The organism is Minwuia sp. IMCC3009, from assembly GCF_029909415.1.
Classification (GTDB): domain Bacteria; phylum Pseudomonadota; class Alphaproteobacteria; order Minwuiales; family Minwuiaceae; genus Minwuia.
The window spans coordinates 197577-217770 of record NZ_CP123781.1 but is presented as its reverse complement, the minus strand read 5'-3'; the positions used below and the strand labels follow the sequence as shown (position 1 = coordinate 217770).

At 63.4% G+C, this 20194-nt stretch carries 4 protein-coding genes; 1 reads left to right on the top strand and 3 read right to left on the bottom strand.

Features of this window, described 5'->3' with window-relative positions; translation table 11 throughout:
- Window positions 1-29 precede the first annotated feature (29 nt).
- From QGV55_RS00930 to QGV55_RS00920, 3 genes are all read right to left on the bottom strand, one after another.
- Window positions 30-17003: a FecR domain-containing protein gene (locus QGV55_RS00930; RefSeq protein ID WP_281020040.1), complete on the bottom strand. Its 16974-nt coding sequence runs from the start codon at window positions 17001-17003 to the stop codon at window positions 30-32.
- Window positions 17004-17060: 57 nt separating this feature from the next.
- Entirely contained in the window at window positions 17061-18362 is a 1302-nt protein-coding gene (locus QGV55_RS00925; RefSeq protein ID WP_281020039.1) for a TolC family protein, read from the bottom strand.
- Between the two features lie 467 nt (window positions 18363-18829).
- On the bottom strand, window positions 18830-19150 hold the full coding sequence (locus tag QGV55_RS00920; RefSeq protein WP_281018761.1) for a DUF1476 domain-containing protein: 321 nt from the start codon (window positions 19148-19150) through the stop codon (window positions 18830-18832).
- A 224-nt stretch (window positions 19151-19374) separates the two neighbouring features.
- Between QGV55_RS00920 and purC the strand changes: the two genes are divergently transcribed.
- The gene (purC, locus tag QGV55_RS00915; RefSeq protein WP_281018762.1) at window positions 19375-20136 is read left to right on the top strand and encodes a phosphoribosylaminoimidazolesuccinocarboxamide synthase; all 762 of its coding nucleotides are present in this window, start codon (window positions 19375-19377) and stop codon (window positions 20134-20136) included.
- Window positions 20137-20194 lie beyond the last annotated feature (58 nt).

Sequence of the window (20194 nt, the reverse complement as noted above, 5' to 3'; positions counted from 1 at the left end):
GTTCTCACCGATCACGTCCGATGATCTTATCAGAATTCCCCAGGGTTCAGACTACCACCGAAGAACGTGATGTCATTTGCCGCGACCGAACCACCGTTCATATTCGCGATCACCTGATAACCTTCGGCGGCGAGGTCATCATCATAGATCAGATGCGTTCCATCGAAGATATAGGCGGCACTGCCCTGGGCGCCACTGTTCGTGCCGTCATAGTCGACGCCGATCACCTCGAACGTCGTCAGCTCCTGGTCGATGGACTGGAAGCCACCGGTCTCGTCAAATGACAGCAGGTCGATCCCGGTCGAGAAGTCGTCGATCAGGTCCACCGACAATCCCGATGCGGCGACCGTGACATTAGCATTGACCGATGTGATGTCCAAAAGGCTCGCATGCGCGAACTCGTCCGAGCCGGTTCCACCGACCAGCGTATCGACGCCGCCGCTGCCTTCCAGCACATCATCGCCGCCATCACCGACCAGCAACTCGTCGGCATCGCTGCCGAAGATGTCGTCGTTGGCCGCGCCACCGACCACATGCTCGATGCTGATCAGCGTGTCGGTATCGCCAAATGTATCCGTTGCGGTGCCTGCGACCAGATCAACGGTGACCCCCAGAATGCCGGCTTCATTGTCGTAGGCGACGGCATCGAAACCATCACCACCGTCGATGGTGTCGTTGCCTGCGTCGCCCTGCACGCTGTCATCACCCGCGCCCAGGTTCAGCACACCGTCGCCGTCGCCACCGATCAGCGTGTCGTTGCCGTCACCGCCGAACAGGCTGTCGAAGCCGCCCAGGCCACCATGCAGGGTGTCGTTCCCGGCATTGCCGATCAGGGTATCGTTGAGGACACCGCCGACCAGTTCGTCATTTCCGGAGCCGCCCGTCAGGCTGACGAACTCGAACCCGGAGATCGTCTTGGAATCACCGATCTGGTTCAGGATGGTCGCCTGCGTGATGTCATTGTCGGTGCCTTGGGTAACGACACTGTTCACGCTACCGGAGAAATCGGCAATCAGCAGGTCGATACCGTCACCGCCCGACAGCGTGTCATTGTTGGTGCCGGCGTTGATCGTGTCATCGCCCAGGCCGCCATCAATCGTGTCGCTGAGGTCGATGGTCGAGAAATCGACACTGTCATTGCCGGAGCCCAGCGTGGCGTTCAGCGCCTCGATGGAGGTGATCGACGTGCCGTCCGCGAAAACGTCCGTGCCGTCGTCTGCGGCCAGCACCATGTCCTCGCTGATCGAGGAGAAGTCACCGGCCAGCCGGTCGGTACCCGCCCCACCGTCGAAGGTGCCGGTCGCCGATCCGAACAGGTTGTCGTCGCCGTCGCCGCCATCGATCTGGTCTGCGCCGCCCGATCCACCATGCAGCGTATCGTTGCCGCCATTGCCGATCAGCGTGTCATCGAAGGCACCACCAACCAGTTCGTCAGTGCTGATGCCGCCGGTCAGATTGACGATCTCGAACCCGCTGACGGTCTTGGAATCGCCGATCTGATTGATGATCGTCGCCTGGGTGATGTCGTCATTGGTGCCCTGGGTGACAACACTGTTCACGCTGCCGGAGAAGTCGGCAATCAGCAGGTCGATACCGGCGCCGCCCGACAGCGTGTCATTGTTGGTGCCCGCATTGATCGTGTCGTTGCCCGCACCGCCGTCGATTGTGTCGCTGAGGTCGATACCCGCGAAATCGACACTGTCGTTGCCGGAGCCCAGCGTGGCGTTCAGCGCCTCGATGGAGGTGATCGATGTGCCGTCCGCGAAGATATCCGTGCCGTCGTCGGCCGCCAGCACCATGTCCTCGGCGATCGAGGAGAAGTCACCGGCCAGCCGGTCCAGCCCTGTCCCGCCATCGAAAGTACCGGTCGCGGAACCGAACATGTTGTCGTCGCCGCCGCCGCCGTCGATCTGGTCCGCACCGCCCGATCCGCCATGCAGCGTGTCGTTGCCGTCATTGCCGATCAGCGTGTCATCGAAGGCACCACCCACCAGTTCGTCATTGTTGATGCCGCCGGTCAGACTGGCGATCTCGAACCCGCTGACGGTCTTGGAATCACCAACCTGGTTGATGATCGTCGCCTGCGTGATGTCGTCATTGGTACCCTGCGTGACAACACTGTTCACACTGCCGGAGAAGTCGGCAATCAGCAGGTCGATGCCGGCACCGCCCGCCAGGGTGTCATTGTTGGTACCGGCGTTGATCGTGTCGTCACCCAACCCGCCGTCAATGATGTCACTGGCGTCGGTGTTCGAGAAATCGACGGAGTCGTTGCCCGAGCCAAGTGTGGCATTCAGCACCTCGATCCCGCGGATCTCGGTCCCGTCGACCAGGCTGGTGATGGTGCCCTGATCGTCGATGACGATGTTGTCGGTCGCCGCCGCCAGATTGATGGTCAGCTTGTCGATCCCGTCGCCGCCATCGAAGGTCGCCGTGCGCGCTCCGAGCAACTCGTCATCGCCGCTACCGCCGACGATGGAGTCGCTGCCGCCCGCGCCACCATTCAGGGTGTCATTGCCAAGGCCGCCGAACAGGCTGTCTTCCAGATCGCCGCCGACCAGTTCGTCGTTGCCATCACTGCCTGTCAGACTGACACGTTCGAAACCGGAGATGGTCTTGGTGCCGCCCACCTGGAACAGGGAAGTCGCCTCGACGATGTCATCGGCGGTGCCCTGGGTGTTGACACCGTTGGCGGTGCCGGAGAAATCGACGATCAGCAGGTCATTTCCGCCTGCGCCACCATCCAGCAGGTCAAAGCCGGCACCGGCATCAATGGTATCGTCCCCGTCCCCGCCGAACAGGGTGTCATTGCCGGCCAGGCCGGACAGGATGTCGTTGCCGCCGCGTCCCTCGAACCGTTCCGATTCAGCAGTGCCGGAGATGGTGTCATTGCCGAGCAGGGAGCCACGGATGGATTCGATGTTGGACAGGAAATCGACGAAATCCAGTCCGTTCTGCCGCACATTCGCCGTTCCGGCGGTCAGATCGACATTGACGAATTCGACCGAGGCCCGGTCGTAGCGGACCAGGTCGAAGCCGCCGGCCCCGTCAACCGTGTCATTGCCCTCCCGGGTGATGAAGCGGTCATTGCCGGTCGAGCCCGTCATGATGTCGGTATTGTCGGAACCGCGGAACTCGTCGACATTGGAGAAAGTATCGACCCCGCCATCGCCGTCGCCGTCCGTCAGGCCGAGTTCGATATTCAGATTGATGCCGCTTGCGGCGTTGATGTAGTCGAGCCGGTCGAAGCCTGCACCACCGATGAAGGTGTCGTTGCCCTGGCCGCCACGGAACTGCACGAACTCGTTCTGGTCGATCAGATCCACGGTGAAGCTGTCGTTGCCCGTGCCGCCGGTGATCAGCAGACCGCCGACCGTTCCGTCGATGACATCAACATCCACCAGCGTGTCTGTGCCGTTCGCCTTCACCACCGTCCCGCTGGTATTGCCGATATTGCCAACCAGTCCGGTGGTCTCCGCGCTGTAGTCCAGGTTGAAGAAGCCGAGACCCGCACCGTCGAAGCTGACCAGGTCATCGCCCGTGCCGGTGATGATCACCTCGCCCGTGCCGTCGTTGCTGCCGGGCAGCAGCGTGTCATTGCCCGCACCGCCGTCCAGCGTGTCGTTGCCGACGCCGCCGCGCAGCAGGTCGTCATCATCGCCGCCAAGCAGACTGTCATTGCCCAGAGCACCGATCAGCGTGTCGTTGCCGGCGAAGCCGTTCAGCACATCGTCGCCCTGTGCGCCCACCAGCAGGTTGGCATTGGCATCACCCAACAGGGTGTCGGTGAGATCGCTGCCGACCTGCGCCGCACCGGTGTTGTCGGTGCCGAAGACGATGAAGGTTCCCTCGTACAGATTGTAGCCGTTGGGGTTGTAGTAGGAACTCACCGCAACATCGTCGAAGCCGTCGCCGTTGACGTCCCCGATGATCGCAACCTCATGTCCGGTATAGGTGCCGGTATCCGGCCCGCGGATCAGCAGGCCGTTCAGGCCATCGAACGCGTCCGGGTGCAGGGTTGCCGCGAAACCCGCGTCGGACCCGAAGACGACATAGGCCTCACCCAGTCCGTAATTGCCCGAATAACTGGCGTTGCGGGCACCGATGATCAGATCACTCAGGCCATCGCCATTCACGTCACCACCGCCATCGACGGAGAAGCCGGCGTTGTCACCTTCCGAGCGCCCGAAGATCACGAAACCATTGCTGCCGTCCAGATCGATGGAGGTATCAACATCGGTCCGTGCCGCACTGCCGAAGATGACAAAGGCTGCACCGGCACCGTCGGCGTAGGCATCATTGTAGGGTGAGCCGACGATCACATCGTCAAGACCGTCGCCGTTCACGTCCCCGGCGCCGCTGACGGCATGTCCCAGCGCGTCACCGGCAAGGGCACCATCAATCTGGATGGCGCCATTGGCGACAAGCAGGCTGTCCAGTGTTCCGCTGGCAGGAGCGGCCGAGCCAAAGATCACGAAGGCCTGGCCCGCGTAGTTCGCGTCCGGAGCGCCTGCGATGATGTCGTCGAAACCGTCACCGTCGAAGTCACCGGCAAAATCCACGGATTCGCCAAGGCGGGCAAAGGTCTGCTGCCCGTCGATCACAATGGCATCGCCCGATCCCACCAGATCGCCGATGTTGTTGATCGCCGGGAAGCCGTCCGTACCACCGAACACGACATAGATCTCACCGGCAGCATTGGCCTGACCGTAGGAACTCGCAGGGGCGCCAATGATCAGATCATCGAAACCGTCACCATTGAAATCGCCCTCGCCGGCAATGGAATAGCCGAGCGCATAGATGTCGTAGTCGTTGGCCCGGATGACGAAGCCGTCCGTCCCGTCCAGATTGCTGACGTCGATATCGCCTGTCAGACCATTGGCGGAACCGAAGACCACCGTGACCTCACCGGTTCCGTAGGAGTTACGGACATATTCATTGCGGGCAGAGATCGCGAAGTCCCGGAACCCGTCCCCGTTCAGGTCGCCGATGCCGGCAACGTCGTAGCCGAAGATGGAGAATGACGAGGCTTCCGACTGGTAGGGCTCGAAGCCACGTCCACCCAGGTCCAGATCGCCGGCACTCTCGACGAACTGCGGTGTGCTGTCACCGAACAGCACGAAGGCCTCGCCGGTCAGCTGTGCGTTGGTACTGCCATAGCTGGCACCGACCAGAATGTCGTCCAGGCCGTCTCCGTTGATGTCGCCGATACCGTCGATCGCCTGACCGAACTTCTCGTTGGTGTCCGGGTTGGCGAAGATGAACCCGGAAGTGGCGTCGAAGTCGTCCCGCAGGTCGAGCAGCGGGTCAATCGGTTGTGCATCCGCAAAGATGAAGTCATCTGCGGCCAGGTCGGCGACCAGCACATTCTGGAGAACGAGGGAATCCGAGAGGCCAAGCTGCAGCGTGGTGTCGGTGCCATCATCGCTGGCGACCTGCAGCAGGGACGAGAAATTCAGGAAGCCGAACTCGGACACATCCACCACGTCATCGGTGGCGGCACCGGCCGTGAAGTCCGAAATGAAGTTGCCCACGCCCATGCGTCCGACAGCGATGAACAGGTCATCCCCGGCATTGCCGGTGAAACCCGTCCCGGAGCCGAAGGTGAACTGGTCACCCTGATCGGAGCCGACGACCAGTTCGATGCCGGTCACGGTCTCCACATTGCCGAAACCGTCGTTGGTCACAGTGCCGAGCGTCAGATCGACGATGACGCCTTCCGTGCCGTCGGATGCGACGTAGATGTCGAAGCCGTCGCCGCCGTCGATGCTGTCCGTCCCGTCACGGCCGATCAGCGTGTCGTCGCCCAGGCCGCCGCTCAGGATGTCATCGCCACCGCGTCCGTCAAGCTGGTTGTCGTTGGCATCACCGGCAATCGTGTCACTGCCGGTACGCGAGCCACGGATCGATTCGATGCTGATCAGGCTGTCGACGGTATCGAACTGATTGCCCGTGAACCGCACATTGGCGACTTCGGCGGAAAGATCCACATCCACGAAGTCGATATTGGCCCGGTCATAGCGCACCAGATCGAAGCCGTCGCCACCGTCAACCGTATCGTTGCCCCGCCGGGTGATGAAGCGATCATCCCCTGCCGACCCGATGAAGCTGTCGGCATTGTCGGAGCCGCGGAACTCGTCGATCTGGCTGAAGCTGTCGGTGCCGCCATCGCCATCATCGGTGGTCACTCCGGCGGCGATATCGATGGTCACACCCCCAGCCGCACCGACATAGTCCAGACGGTCGAAGCCACCGCCGCCCGTGATCGTGTCATTGCCGGCGCCGCCACGGAACTGGAAGAACTCATTGGCGTCCAGCAGATCGACAGTGATGACATCGTCGCCGGTACCGCCCAGCACCTGCAGTCCGCCCAGGATGCCGTCAATCAGATCCACACCCTGCAGGGTGTCCGTGCCGCTGGCCTTGGCAATGGTGCCATCGGTGTTGCCGATGTTGCCGACAATTCCCGTTGTCTCGGCTGTGTAGTCCAGGATGAAGAAGCCCCCACCCGGATTGACGAAGGAGACCAGGTCGTTGCCCGCGCCTGTGTTCAGCAGATCGCCGTTGCCGTCGTTCGTGCCCGACAGCAGCGTGTCGTCGCCATCGCCGCCCAGCAGCGTGTCGTTGCCGTCGCCGCCGTCGATGAGGTCATTACCGCCACGTCCGTCGAGCAGGTTCGCCAGCGCGTCACCGGTCAGCGTGTCGTTGCCGGTGCGGGAGCCGCGAATGGACTCGATGTTCAGCAGCGTGTCTGTCGCGGTGCCCAGTGCCCCCACGAACTGAACGGTCGCGGTATTGGCCGACAGGTCTACGTTCACGTTCTCGATGTTGCTGCGGTCATAGCGCACCAGGTCGAAGCCGCCCGCGCCATCAACCGTGTCATCGCCCTGCCGGGTGATGAAGCGGTCATTGTTCTCGGAACCCGTCAGCGTGTCGCTGTTGTCCGAACCGCGCACCTCGTCGATCTGGCTGAAGGTGTCCACGCCGCCGTCACCATCATCCAGCGTCAGGCCCTGGGAAATGTCGACATTCACGCCTGCGGCCGCACCCACATAGTCGAGCCGGTCGAAACCGGCACCGCCGGTGATGGTGTCATTGCCCGCACCGCCGCGGATCTGGATGAATTCCTCATTCGACTGCAGGTTCGCGGTGAAGACATCCGCGCCGCTGCCGCCATTGATCTGCAGGCCGCCGACGGTGCCGTCGATCAGGTTCACGCCCTGCAGCGTATCGGTGCCGCCGATCTTGGTGACCGTGCCCTCGACAGCGCCGATGTTGGCGACGATGCCGTTGACCTGGTCGGAATAGTCGACGATGAAGAAGCCCGCGCCCGGCGCATCGAAGACGATCAGATTGTCATCCACACCGGCCTGGACGAAGTCACCGACGGAGCCGTCATTGCTGCCAGGACGCAGCGTATCTACGCCCGCGCCACCGATCAGCGTGTCGGCGCCCGCACCACCATCCAGCAGATCGTCACCGTCACCGCCCACCGCGCTGTCGTCGCCGATACCGCCACGCAGCACGTCGTTGCCGACCAGACCGGAAAGGGTGTCATTGCCCTGCGCGCCCACCAGCAGGTTGGCGTTCTCGTCGCCGGTCAGATCGTCGTTGCCGGCCCCACCCACCAGCGCCTCGCCGGAACTGTCGCGCCCGAAGATGATGAAGGTCGAGTCATAGACAGCCGCACCACCGTTGTAGACGAAGCCGCCGCTGGACGAGAATGCGATGTCATCGAAGCCGTCACCGTTCACGTCCTCGACAAGCGCAACAGTGCCGCCGATTTCGGTAACACCACCGCCACCGCGAATGACCAGCCCGTCGGTCCCGTCCAGAACCCCGGGGGCAATGCTGGAGGCGAACCCGTTGCTGCTGCCGAAGATGACGATGACCTCACCGGTCCCAGCGGCGTCATAGGCACCTACGACGATGTCGGCAATGCCGTCACCGTTCACGTCGCGACCGCCGTCAACCGAGTTGCCGACCCGTTCCAGGGCCGTGTCGCCCAGAATGGAGAAGCCCTGCAAACCGTCGACCGCAAGCTGGGACGCATCCACATTCTGCGGATTGGCGCTGCCGAACACCACGTGCGCCGCGCCGCGATTGTTCAGACCGGCATCCGTGCCGCTGGCCCCGATGATCAGGTCATCAAAGCCGTCATTGTTCAAATCACCTGCCGCACTGACGGATTCGCCCAGCCGGTCAGCGAACTCGCCCGCCGTTATCTCGATCGCACGGGCCGAGCCTTCCAGCACGTTGGTGATCGTCGTGTCGATGGTCAGATTGGCAGCACCGAAGATGACGTAGGACTTGCCGCCCGCACTGCCGAACGGTTCGCCCACCACCAGGTCGTCGAAACCGTCCCCATCGAAATCACCAATGATGTCAACGGAATAGCCGAATTGTGCGCTGGCCGTATCACCCGTCACCGTGGTACCGGCGACTGTATTTCCGATATCATCGCTCGAGAAATCCGCCACGAACCCGTTGGTCGATCCGAAGACGATCAGGATCTCGCCCCGGCTCCCGTTGGTGCCAGGCGCACCGACAACCAGATCGTCGATACCATCGCCATTCAGATCGCCGCCACCGGAAATCGAAGCGCCCAACTGTTCCGGACCGAAGTAGCCGGAATAGAACGAGAAACCGTTGGTGCCATCCAGATTGTCGAGGTCGAGATCGCCACTCAGACCATCAGCATCGCCAAAGACAACCGCGATCGCACCTGAGCCCCGATAATAGCCATTGTAGACGCCCGGACCGCCCACAGCGAAGTCAGTGAAGCCGTCACCATTGACATCACCAATGGCGGCGACCGCCCGGCCGGCATACTCGCCCGGCCCGACCGACGTCGCCGTGATGCCGAAACCGGAGCCGTCACCCGCAAGATTGCCGTCCTGCACCTGAACGAACCCCGGGGCTGCGTCCCCGAACAGCACGAATGCCTCGCCTGCCCCGCCATTGCCATAGGGTGAACCGATCAGCAGATCGCCCAGGCCATCACCGGAAACATCGCCGATCCCCGCAATGGCACTGCCGAAACCGAACTCCGCGGTCGCATTGCCGAACAGGAAGCCGTCATCGCTGGTTGCCGCACCGAGTTCAAGCAAGGCCGGGAACTGGTCGGCATTGTTGCCGAAGATGAAGTCGTCATCCGCCAGATCCGCGACCAGTACATCCGTCAGCAGGATGGAATCGGTGGCCGAGAGCTGGATCGTGGTGCTGGTTCCGTCGTCGCTGGACTCGGCCTGAACCTCGGCCAGATTGCCGAAGCCGAACGACGACAGGTCGATGACGTCTTCTGTTCCCGTACCAGCCGTGAAATCGCTGATCACGCCACCGGTGCCGATTCCCGTATTGACGGTGAACAGGTCATCGCCCGCGCCGCCTGCAACCTGGGCATCCAGACCAAGCGTGAAACTGTCCGCGAAGGTCGAACCGATGGCGTTCTCGATCGAGAAGACCGTGTCCGTGTTGCCAAAGCCGTCGTTGGTCAGTGTCTGCGCCGCAATGTCGAAGACAACGCCTTCCGTCGCGCCCGTGAATGCCAGGGTATCGGAACCGGCATTGCCACTGAGATCATCGACCCCGTCGTCGGCCACGAACAGGTCATCACCGTCCCCGCCGGCCACGGAGTCGTCACCATCCCCGCCGCTGAGGGTGTCGTTGCCCTGATCGCCGAACAGGGTATCCGCCCCTGCGGCACCACTGATGCTGTCAGCGCCATCACCGCCGCCCAGCACGTTCGCCTGAACGTCACCAGCAAGCGTGTCATCGAAGTCGGAGCCTTCGACATTCTCGATTCCCGTGAGGGTATCTGTGGATTCGCTCGCATCCAGCGCCGTACCGGCAGCGAGATCGACGTTCACACCGGCAAGGTCGCCAATGTAGTCGGCGGTATCCGTACCGTCGCCACCATCAAGGCTGTCGGCGCCATCGTCGCCGGCCAGCGTGTCGTCACCCGCGCCACCCGACAGGATGTCCGCACCACTGTCACCGGCAAGGTCGTCGTTGCCGCCACCGCCGAGCAGGGTGTCATTGCCAGAGCCGCCGTCGCCGATGTCGGCACCGTCGTTCAACTGGAAGAGATTGTCGGCCAGATCGCCGACCACATTGTCCGCGAAGTCGGTCGCGATGACATTCTCGATCCCCGACAGCGTGTCGTTGCCCAGAGCCTGGCCGCCATTCGCGGTTCCGATCACCAGGTTGACATTGACCGCTTCGACTGCGCCACCGAAGTCGGCGGTATCGGTTCCGTCACCACCTGTCAGGACGTCATCACCTTCGCCGCCGATGCCGCCGACCAGGGTGTCGTCACCGGCACCACCGTCCAGGGAATCGTTGCCCTGACCGCCGCTCAACGAGTCACCACCCGCGCCGCCCTCGATCGTGTTCGCGCCCGCGCCGCCCTGCAGCGTGTCGTCAAATGCCGAACCGATCAGGTTCTCGATGCCCGAGAGCGTATCGAAATTGCCGAAACCGTCAGTCGCGCCGAACGCCACCAGCTCCGCGAATACACCGTTCGGGTCATTGGCGAAGGACGCCGCGTCGATGCCGTCACCGCCATTCAGGATGTCGCTGCCATCGCCGCCTTCCAGCGTGTCGTTGCCCGAAGTCACGTCATTGATGACTGCTGTGGATTCCACCCGGCCAACGCCGCCAAGCAGGACCGCGGTGGCGGAATCTGCCGTCTGGTCGAGGGCAAAGTTGAAGCCTTCCTCGTCGAAATCGAGATAGAGCTCCAGTCCAGCCTCGTCGCCGACGAGGAGATCGTCCAGAGCGCCGGAAATCTCCTGCTCCGAACGCACGATGGACCAGATCCGCGCCTCGTCCATCGTCCCCTGGAACCGACCGAAGGCATCGTCGATGTTCGATTCACCGAGTGTCAGGGGCGTATTCGTGGAAATATCGACACCATTGAGGGCCGAGATGTTCACCGGCGCACCGCTCGCGACACCATTGACGAACAGGCTCATCAGCCCGTCACGGTCAAAGGTCACGGCAAAATGCTGGGCAGCTCCGGCCCCCGGCGCCAACAGGTCACTTGTGACCTCGAACGCCTGTCCATTGCCCGCGATACGGGCCACGGCAACCAGCCCTTCGCCCTGCGCGGAGCGGAAACCGAACATCAGTCCGGTTTCAACACCCTGCGGATCCTCGCGGGTGTCGAACACCGCCATGTCCTGCACGGCACCCGGCGCCAGCCAGGCCTCGAACGTCGCATCGTCCGTACCTGACAATCCGGTGAAACCGGGCAGAATGGCGGAATCGTCGATACCGTCGAACGTCAGCGCCAGATCCGCGTCCGGAACGCTGTCGCCCTCGATAGTGTCGTCGCCGGCGCCGCCATTCAGCAGGTCGTTGCCCGCATCGCCCTGAAGCTCGTCCGCACCCGCATCGCCGAAGAGCGTGTCGTTGCCGCCGCCGCCTTCGAGATTGTCATTGCCCGAACCCGCATTGATGAGGTCATCGCCAAGCTGGCCCAGAAGCGCATCGGAGGCGTTGTCGCCGCCCGTCAGCGTGTCGTTGCCGGCACCGCCAACGGCCGCCTGGCCGTCAATGCCATCAGCGAGGCTGATGTCGTCAGCCTGCGCGGTGCCCTGAACGATCTCGATGTTCGTCAGGGTGTCGGTGCCGGAATCCGCGCCTGTCGCCGTGCCCGCGCCCAGATCGACCGTGACACCGGATGCCGCATCGGAGAAATCCGCCACATCCAGGTCGGCGCCGCCGTCAAGACTGTCGTCCCCGGCACCACCGGCAAGCAGATCCTGCCCCGCATCACCGGCCAGGTTGTCCGCACCCGCGTCGCCCTGCAGCAGATCGGTGCCTGCACCGCCACTCAGCGTGTCATCGCCGACGCCGCCGAAGATCGCGTCCTGGCCCGCGTTGCCCTGAACAACGTCATTGCCCTGGCTGCCCAAGATCACGTCATCGGCAGCGCCGCTCTCCACATTGATCGCCGCATCCGACTTCAGTGCAGCGTCAATGAACAGCGCGCTCGTGACGGCCGCCAGTGCTGAGGCATTGATACCGATCGTGCCCGAGTTGTTGATCTGGCCGTTGCGCAGGGTCAGATCCGTCTCCGCATCATCCAGCAGTTCGACATTCTCGAACCCGGTGACGCTGTCCAGCGCCGTGCCGCCAATGTCGCCGCCACCCGAAACCTGCAGCAGATCCGTGCCGTCGCCGCCCTTCAGGACATCATTGGCGTCCAGCGCGGCATTGTTCACCACGACCGTGTCGTCACCGACACCACCATCGATGAACATCGTGCCGTCGCCCGCGTTCAGCAGATCGTTGCCTGCCCCGCCGACCAGATCATGCGCCTGGCCCGCACCCGCCGTCAGCGTGTCATTGAAGGCGGAGCCAAGCAGCCCCTCAACGGCCACAAGCGTGTCCGTGTCATTGCCGGAAACCGCCGTATTGGTCACCAGACTGGCATTGACCGCCTGATTCAGATCGGCAAACGACGCCGTGTCGAAATCGGCACCGCCGTCGATGACGTCAGACCCGCCGTTACCCTGCAGCGTGTCGGTGCCATCACCGCCGCGCAGCGTGTCTGCAGCCTGGCCGCCGTCCAGTTCGTCGTCCGCCGCGCCACCCTGAATGCTCAGGTTGCCTTCCTGCTCGGCACTGCCATTGACCACCAGGGTACTGGTGTTCGAGACAAGCAGCGACCCGTTCACGAACAGGGTCTGCTCGGCACCGATCATGGCATCGGACAGGGTGATGTCGATGGCCTGATCCGTTGTCGGCAGCAGGGTCTCGATGTTCGTCACGCCTGAAAGCGCGGCCTCATCGATGGTTCCGCCGAGTTCGATGGCCAGGGTATCGACACCCGCGCCACCATCGAGCACATCTTCCGCACCGAGCACCGTTGCATTGACCGCAAAGATATCATTGCCGTCGCCACCAAGCGCCGTCGTCGTGTCGTCCGCCAGCAGGTTGAGCAGATCGTTCCCGGCGCCGCCATCAAGCGTGTCCGCGCCACCGGCACCCAGCAGGGTGTCGTTGCCAATGCCACCGCGCAGCACGTTGTTCTGCGCATCGCCGGTCAACTGGTCACTGAAGTCGGAGCCGGTGACATTCTCGATCCCGGCAAGCTGGTCGGTATTGCCGAACTCGTCCGTCGCGGTTCCGGCCGTCAGGTTGACGACGACCCCGGTCTCGCCGCCATAGGTGAACAGCGCCGTGTCGGTACCTGCACCACCATCGATGATGTCATTGCCCGCGCCGCCGTCGAAGAAATCGTCGTCGGCACCGCCGAACAGCTGGTCCGCGCCCGCGGCACCGAACAGCGTGTCCGCGCCAGCGTCACCGCTCAGCGTGTCGTTGCCGTCGCCGCTGTTCATGGTGTCGTCGCCAGCGCCGCCGAAGATTAGTTCGGCAGCCGCCGCGCCGGTGACCGTGTCACTGGCACCGGACAGGACCAGGGTCTCGACACTGCTGATCAGGTCATTCCCGTCGCCGGTAACCGTCCCGGCCGCCAGATTGACGTCAAGCGCCGCAGCCGCATCGGAGAAATCAGCCGCGTCCGTGCCCGCGCCGCCATCGATCGTGTCATTGCCCGCGCCACCGATCAGCGCATCATCACCGTCGCCTGCGGACAGGCTGTCGTCCCCGTCACCGCCCTGCAGGGTGTCATTGCCCGCACCGCCGATCAGGAGATCATTGCCGGGATCGATACCGACGGCAGCCGAGCCGCCGGTCGTTACCTGAATCGTCCCTGTCGTGACCTGGAAAGTGACGGCAATGTCGCCTTCACTGAGACTGCCGCCCTCATCATTGATGCCAGCAACTGCCTCATCCAGATCAAGACTGAAGTCACTGACCGCAAGCACATAGTCACCTGCGGGCAGATTACCGATCTCGTCGCCGGTATTGATGATCGCATTGCTGAACGAACCTGCTGGCAGACCGTCGTCATCGTCAGACGCCAGAAAGTCCTCGGCGTCCAGACTGCCATCGTCGTTGAACAGGAAGATTTCCGGATCCGTCGTCGGCCCATCGGTGGTGATGGTGATGGCGGTTTCCGCACTCAGCGTGAAGAAGATGAACTGGACCGACCCCTCGCCGCCATCGTTGGCAATCGAGACCGTCACGGTCGCCGGTGTGTGCCCGTCACCAAAGATGGTCTGTCCGGACAGATCAGCATCGCCGCTGAGGAAGTCGGCGCCATCGCCGCCGGTCAGCGTGTCATTTCCGTCGCCACCGGCAATCAGGTCGTCGCCGCCGGCGCCAAGCAGGCTGTCCGCGCCCGCGCCGCCATTGATCTGGTCGGATTCCGCACCACCGAGTGCCGTGTCGTCACCCGCGCCGCCGTCCAGCGTGTTGATGCCGGTACCGCCGTCCAGGGAGTCATTGCCTGCGTCGCCGCTCAGACTGTCCGCGTCGGCACCGCCCAGAAGGGTGTCGTTGCCATCTCCGCCGCTGATCACGTCAGTGCCAGCGCCACCATCCAGTGAATCCGAGCCCGCGCCACCATCCAGGCTGTCGACGCCGGCACCGCCAAAGATGCTGTCGTTGCCTGCGCCGCCATCCAGCGCATTGCCAAGGGTATCGCCGGTGATCTGGTCACCCGCGTCGCCGCCGGTGACATTCTCGATACCGGTCAGGGAGTCCGTGCCGGAGGTCTCGCCGTTTGCCGTGCCTGTCAGCAGGTTTACGGTCACACTGGAGGTCTCGCCGGCGAAGCTCGCCCGGTCAGTGCCCGTGCCGCCATTCAGCGTGTCGTTGCCCGAACCGCCGTTCAGTTCATCGTCACCGGCGCCACCAACCAGATTGTCCGCACCGGCATTGCCGACCAGGGTGTCGTTCCCGGCATTGCCGGTCAGGACGTTGGCCACTCCGTTGCCGGTCAGGCTGTCGCCTCCGGCACCACCGGTGATGTCCTCGATCGCAATCAGGGTATCCGTGTCGACCTCGTTGGCGCCGATCGATTGCGCCCGACCGGTCACCAGATTGGCGGCAACACCGTTCGACGTGCCGGAGAAATCAACGGCGTCGGTACCGTCGCCGCCATCCACCACGTCATTGCCGTCGACGCCGGTCAGAGTGTCATTGCCTGCGCCACCCAGCAGGCTGTCGTTGCCGGCCCCACCGAACAGTCGGTCGCTGCCCGCACCGCCATCGATCGTGTCGTCGCCGGCACCGCCGTCAACGGTGTCATTGCCGGCAGCCGCGTTCACATTGTCGTTGCCGCCGCCCAGCGTGACATTGTCGCCGCCGCCGGTGAATCCGTTCGGATCAACAACAATGACCAGATCATCATTGTTGTTGGTGTTGGGCTGTGGATCCGTACCGCCCTGGGTCCCGCCAGTCGTCCCGCCCGTTCCGCCGCCTGCCGGCGGGGTCGTGGAGCCAAGAATGTTATTCTGCTGGTTAGTGAAATTGTCGTTGGTCTGGCCACCTGTACCTGCCGCGCCGGTGCCCGGTGTCCCCGTGCCAGTACCCGGTGTCCCCGTACCAGTGCCAGGGGTCCCGGTCCCGGCACCCGTTCCGCCACCTTCACCACCCGACCCGCCATCTGATCCGCCGCCGCCTGAGCCACCGCCGCCGTCAGGGCCACCGTCAGCCGTGCCACCATCCGTTGCGCCGCCGCCCGTCGCACCGCCGCCGTCCGGCACATTCTCGGCGTCGCCGCCACCGCCGCCACCGCCGGTCTCGCCCTCGCCATCCTCGCCGCCGCCTTCGCCATCGGCGCCGTCGCCGTCGGGACCGCCGTCACCTTCGGAGCCGCCGTCGCCGTCGGCACCACCATCCGGTCCGCCATCCGGACCACCATCGCCGTCGGCCTCGCCGCCGCCCTCGCCCTCAGGGCCGCCGTCGCCCCCGGGGCCACCATCCGGGCCGCCGTCACCTTCGCCTTCGCCGTCAGCGCCGTCGCCCTCTTCCTCGCCGTCGCCCTCGCCCTCTTCTTCCCCGTCGCCTTCGCCTTCACCCTCGCCCTCGGCCGCGGCTTCTCCATCGCCCTCGCCCTCGGCGTCTCCTTCGCCTTCACCTTCCGTCTCACCCCCAGCGCCGCCGCCGTCGTCGCCACGACGGTCACCACCGGAGTCATTGTCATTGCCGCTCTGACCCACCTGCGGCGTCCCCGGCAGGTTGCTCAGCGCATTGCCGAACTTCGATTCAATCTCCGTCCGGCTGAATATCCGCGGCGCTGCAGGAGCCTGGAACTGGCTCGACGTCTGCGTGCCCTCGAACGCCTGGTTCAGTTCCACACCGCCAGCCGCGTTCGAGACAAAGATCCGTCCCGTCGTGCCGTCTTCCTGCGGCAGGTTCACGACCTCCGACTGCTCACCCTCCTGCGCGCCCTTGCCGCCCACGAAGGTGCCGCGCACACCGATGGTCAGCACCGGTGTCTTCACCGTCAGCGCGTCATCGCCGGTCTTCGCCACCGCGCCCGAGACAAACGAGAACGAGCCCTGCAGCACGTTGACCACCGCGCTGCCCGTGTTCGCCGCCGGGTCGTAGACGAAGTCGTCCAGCACCATCCGGGCGTCGCCGCCGATGGAGAATGTCGTGTCGTCATTGAAGCGGATACCCGCAGCGCCATCCTCCGACGTCTCCACCACGTCATCGGTGAAGACCGGGTCGCCGACCTGGACCTGTTCGCGGGTGCCATTCACGCGGGTGACGAAGACGGCCCCGTCAGCCTGCTCGATAACGCCAATGGGATCGCCAAGTGCGCCGTCACCCTGCTGCGCCAGGCCCGTGGCGCGGGGACCGGACAGCAGTTCGGCCAGGCTGCCGTCGATGCGGGCGCCGTTCAGGGTGTAGAGATCGGGCGGGTTCTCGGTGGAGAAGAAATTGATCACCAGGACCCGGCTGCCGTCCTTGCCCACCAGAATCAGGTCAGGACCGGAACGCACGAACTGCGCCGTAAGCAGAAGCAGACCCTGGTCTATGACAAGACTGGTCTGACCCGTCGCGTCAACGACAGCAACAAACTCGGGTGTCGCTCCACCGTCACCGGAAAGTGGCGGGAATTCGTTCTTCGACATGATCAACTACTCCACTGGAGTCCCCGACCACTCCAGTTTTCAAAAACTCCAGACGACTCAATCCCCGACGCGGTATTCATCCTTGCCAGCCTTGAACCCACACTGTTCCACCACTGTGGACTGCTCCACAGGCTGGGAATTCGCGACCGCCCCCCGGTCGAGTTCTCCCAGCGTGTTCAGCACGCGATAGGCCGCAATCTCGGAATCGAAAACTGCATTCACGAAGTTGATGCAGGCATTGTAGAGCTGGCTCTGCGCATCCAGCACGTTGATCGCGGTTTCCTTGCCGGCTTCGCGCAGTTCAAGCCGGGAGGCGAAGACCTCCGCCGCGATGTTCATGGCATTGCGCAGCAGTTCCGCGCGTTCGTCGGCAACTTCCATCTGGTGCCAGGCGATTTCCATCAGCTCGATGGTCTTGCGGGTCACATTGCGCCCGTTCTGGATCGCCTCCTGATAGCGCGCCGCGGCGGCACCCGTGTTGGCCGGCGTCAGCAGGCCGTCGAACAGGACCCAGCGCGCCTCCAGCTTCAGCGAATAATCGTGCCGGACATCCTCGGCGCCCGACAGGTTGTTCTCGATGTTCGCGCGGGCGACGACGTCAAGCGACGGCCAGTATGTCGATGCCGCACGATCACGTTCATGCAGCGCGGAACTGACCTGCGCCTGCGCGATCTGGATGACCGGATTGCCCTTCTGGATCAGGGCAATGCCTTCTTCCTTGGTCGCCGGCAGGCTTTCCTGTGCCGGCGTGACCGCCCGCATCTCGTCAAGCACCGGCGCATGGCCGAAGACCTGGATATAGTTGGCGACCGTGTCCTTCAGCGCACCCTGGAACGCCACGCTCTGTTCCCGCGCGATCTGCAGACGGCTCTTGGCCTCCAGAACATCGACCGCGATGCCGGAGCCGCGCTGAACGCGCTCATCCTCGAGCTGCAGCTGTTCCTGGATCGCGCGCTCGTTGCCCCGGTTCAGCCGGACGAGTTCGCGGTTGCGCAGGACATTCATGTACGTGGTCACGGCCTCCAGCACCACGTTCTGGGTCACCGCCGTCAGCGTTTCCTCTGCGGCACGCGTCAGCGCACCGGCACTGCGCACGCCGGATCGGGTACCGAAGCCGTTGAAGACGTTCTGGCGCACTTCCAGTGTCGCGTTCGTGGCGAAGAACTGCACATTGTCCTGACCTGCGGCACGGGTCGCCAGCGAATCGGTGTGTTCGTAACCGGCACCCGCGGTGCCTGTGACGGTCGGCAGATAGCCTGCGCGTTCCCGACGCTCACCCTCGGTACCCGCATCGACAGCACTCTGCGCCGCGCGAATCTGCGGATGATCGCCGAGCAGACCCTCGACTTCCGATTTCAACGATTCGGCACTCGCGCCGTTCCACGGCAGCATCAACAGCGCCAGCGCAATCCCACTCGCCGCCTGCGCTACACTGCCCCTCCTGACGATCAGCATTATTACTGTCCCATCCTGTCTGGCAGAATCCCTGCGTGCCTGTCCAAGCAAAGCCAAGACAAACATGATCGGAACACTACTGCACGATCGCGCAAAATCAGAAGCGACGAGCGCAACGTTCAGCCCCCTGAGCTCCGAACTGAAGCAATTCGACCACTTATCGTCATCATGACTGACGAATGGTGCTCACGAAGTGACCATGGTCACGCCCACGTTCGCTGAAAACGAGAACGAAATCCGATCAATATCCCGTAAGGGGTGCAATTACAGCCCCGCCGGCAGCAACCGAATCAATCGTCAGTTGCCCGCACACACGCAATCGGCCGAGGCATCAGCCCCGGCATCCGACAGCAGGACTGGTCGCGAAAGGCCTATTCGGACGCGATCTGCCGCCGGGCGTCTTCCAGAAGATCGGCCATGTGCTTGCGCAGGCGATGCTCGGAGATGTCCAGGCCCTTCTTGTCGATGTCAGCCTTCACCTTGCGGTAGACATCCTCGTCGCCCGGCTCCTCGAAATCGGAGGCGATCACTTCGCGGGCATAGGCATCGGCGTCGGCGCCGGACATGCCCATCTGTTCCGCCAGCCAGAGCCCCAGCAGCTTGTTGCGCCTGGCCGTGGCCTTGAATTCCTTTTCGCTGTCCAGTGCGAACTTGCCCTCAGCGGCCTTCTTGCGGTCGTCGAACCCAGCCATGTCTGCCCTCGTCAAAAAAAACTGCGCCGGATTGGGCGCTGCACCGAGAAGAGACATAGTCCGCGAATGTGACAGGTTCAACCAAGCGACGCCCGGCGAAGGACCCACGCGGCATTTCGCGCGCATCCGGCACGTTGCGCCGATTGCGGATTGCGCCCGCGTTCTGTATGGTCCCGCCGCTTCAGGGAAGCCCCCCACTGCCACTTCGGAAAGCGAGAATCACGATGGCCCGTCGCAGGAAGCTCTATGAGGGCAAGGCGAAGATTCTCTTCGAAGGCCCGGAACCCGGCACGATCGTGCAGTACTTCAAGGATGACGCCACCGCGTTCAACGCCCAGAAGAAGGGCGAGATCACGGGCAAGGGCGTGCTCAACAACCGGATCTCGGAGTTTCTGATGACCCGGCTGAACGAGATCGGGGTGCCGACGCACTTCATCCGCCGCCTCAACATGCGCGAGCAACTGGTGCGGGAAGTCGAGATCGTGCCACTGGAAGTGATCGTGCGGAATGTGGCCGCCGGTTCCTTCTCCGAACGCTTCAAGATGGAGGAAGGCACCGCCCTTCCCCGCTCCATCATCGAATTCTGCTTCAAGAATGACGAGATGGGTGACCCGTTCGTGACAGAGGAGCACATCACCGCCTTCGGTTGGGCCACGCCGCAGGAAATCGACGACATCATGGCCCAGACGATCCGGATCAACGATTTCCTGACCGGACTCTTCCTGGGCATCGGCATCCGCCTCGTGGACTTCAAGATCGAGTTCGGGCGCATCTGGGAAGGCGAGATGATGCGGATCATCCTTGCCGACGAGATCAGCCCCGACAGCTGCCGTCTCTGGGACGCCTCGACCAACGAGAAGATGGACAAGGACAGGTTCCGGCGCGATATGGGCGGAATCGAGGAAGCCTATCAGGAAGTCGCGCGCCGACTGGGCGTGATGCCGGAGAATCAGGCCGAGTTCAACGGGCCGAAACTCGTCCACTGACGGGTAACGGGCCGTTGCCGGGCAACGAACGACAGATTGCTATTGAGTACAGGATGAG

What these genes read in the sequence shown, in the direction of transcription:
- QGV55_RS00920 (WP_281018761.1), bottom strand. Translation starts at nt 19,150, where the DNA reads ATGGCTGGGTTCGACGACCGCAAGAAGGCCGCTGAGGGCAAGTTCGCA.
- purC (WP_281018762.1), top strand. Translation starts at nt 19,375, where the DNA reads ATGGCCCGTCGCAGGAAGCTCTATGAGGGCAAGGCGAAGATTCTCTTC.
- QGV55_RS00930 (WP_281020040.1), bottom strand. Translation starts at nt 17,003, where the DNA reads ATGTCGAAGAACGAATTCCCGCCACTTTCCGGTGACGGTGGAGCGACA.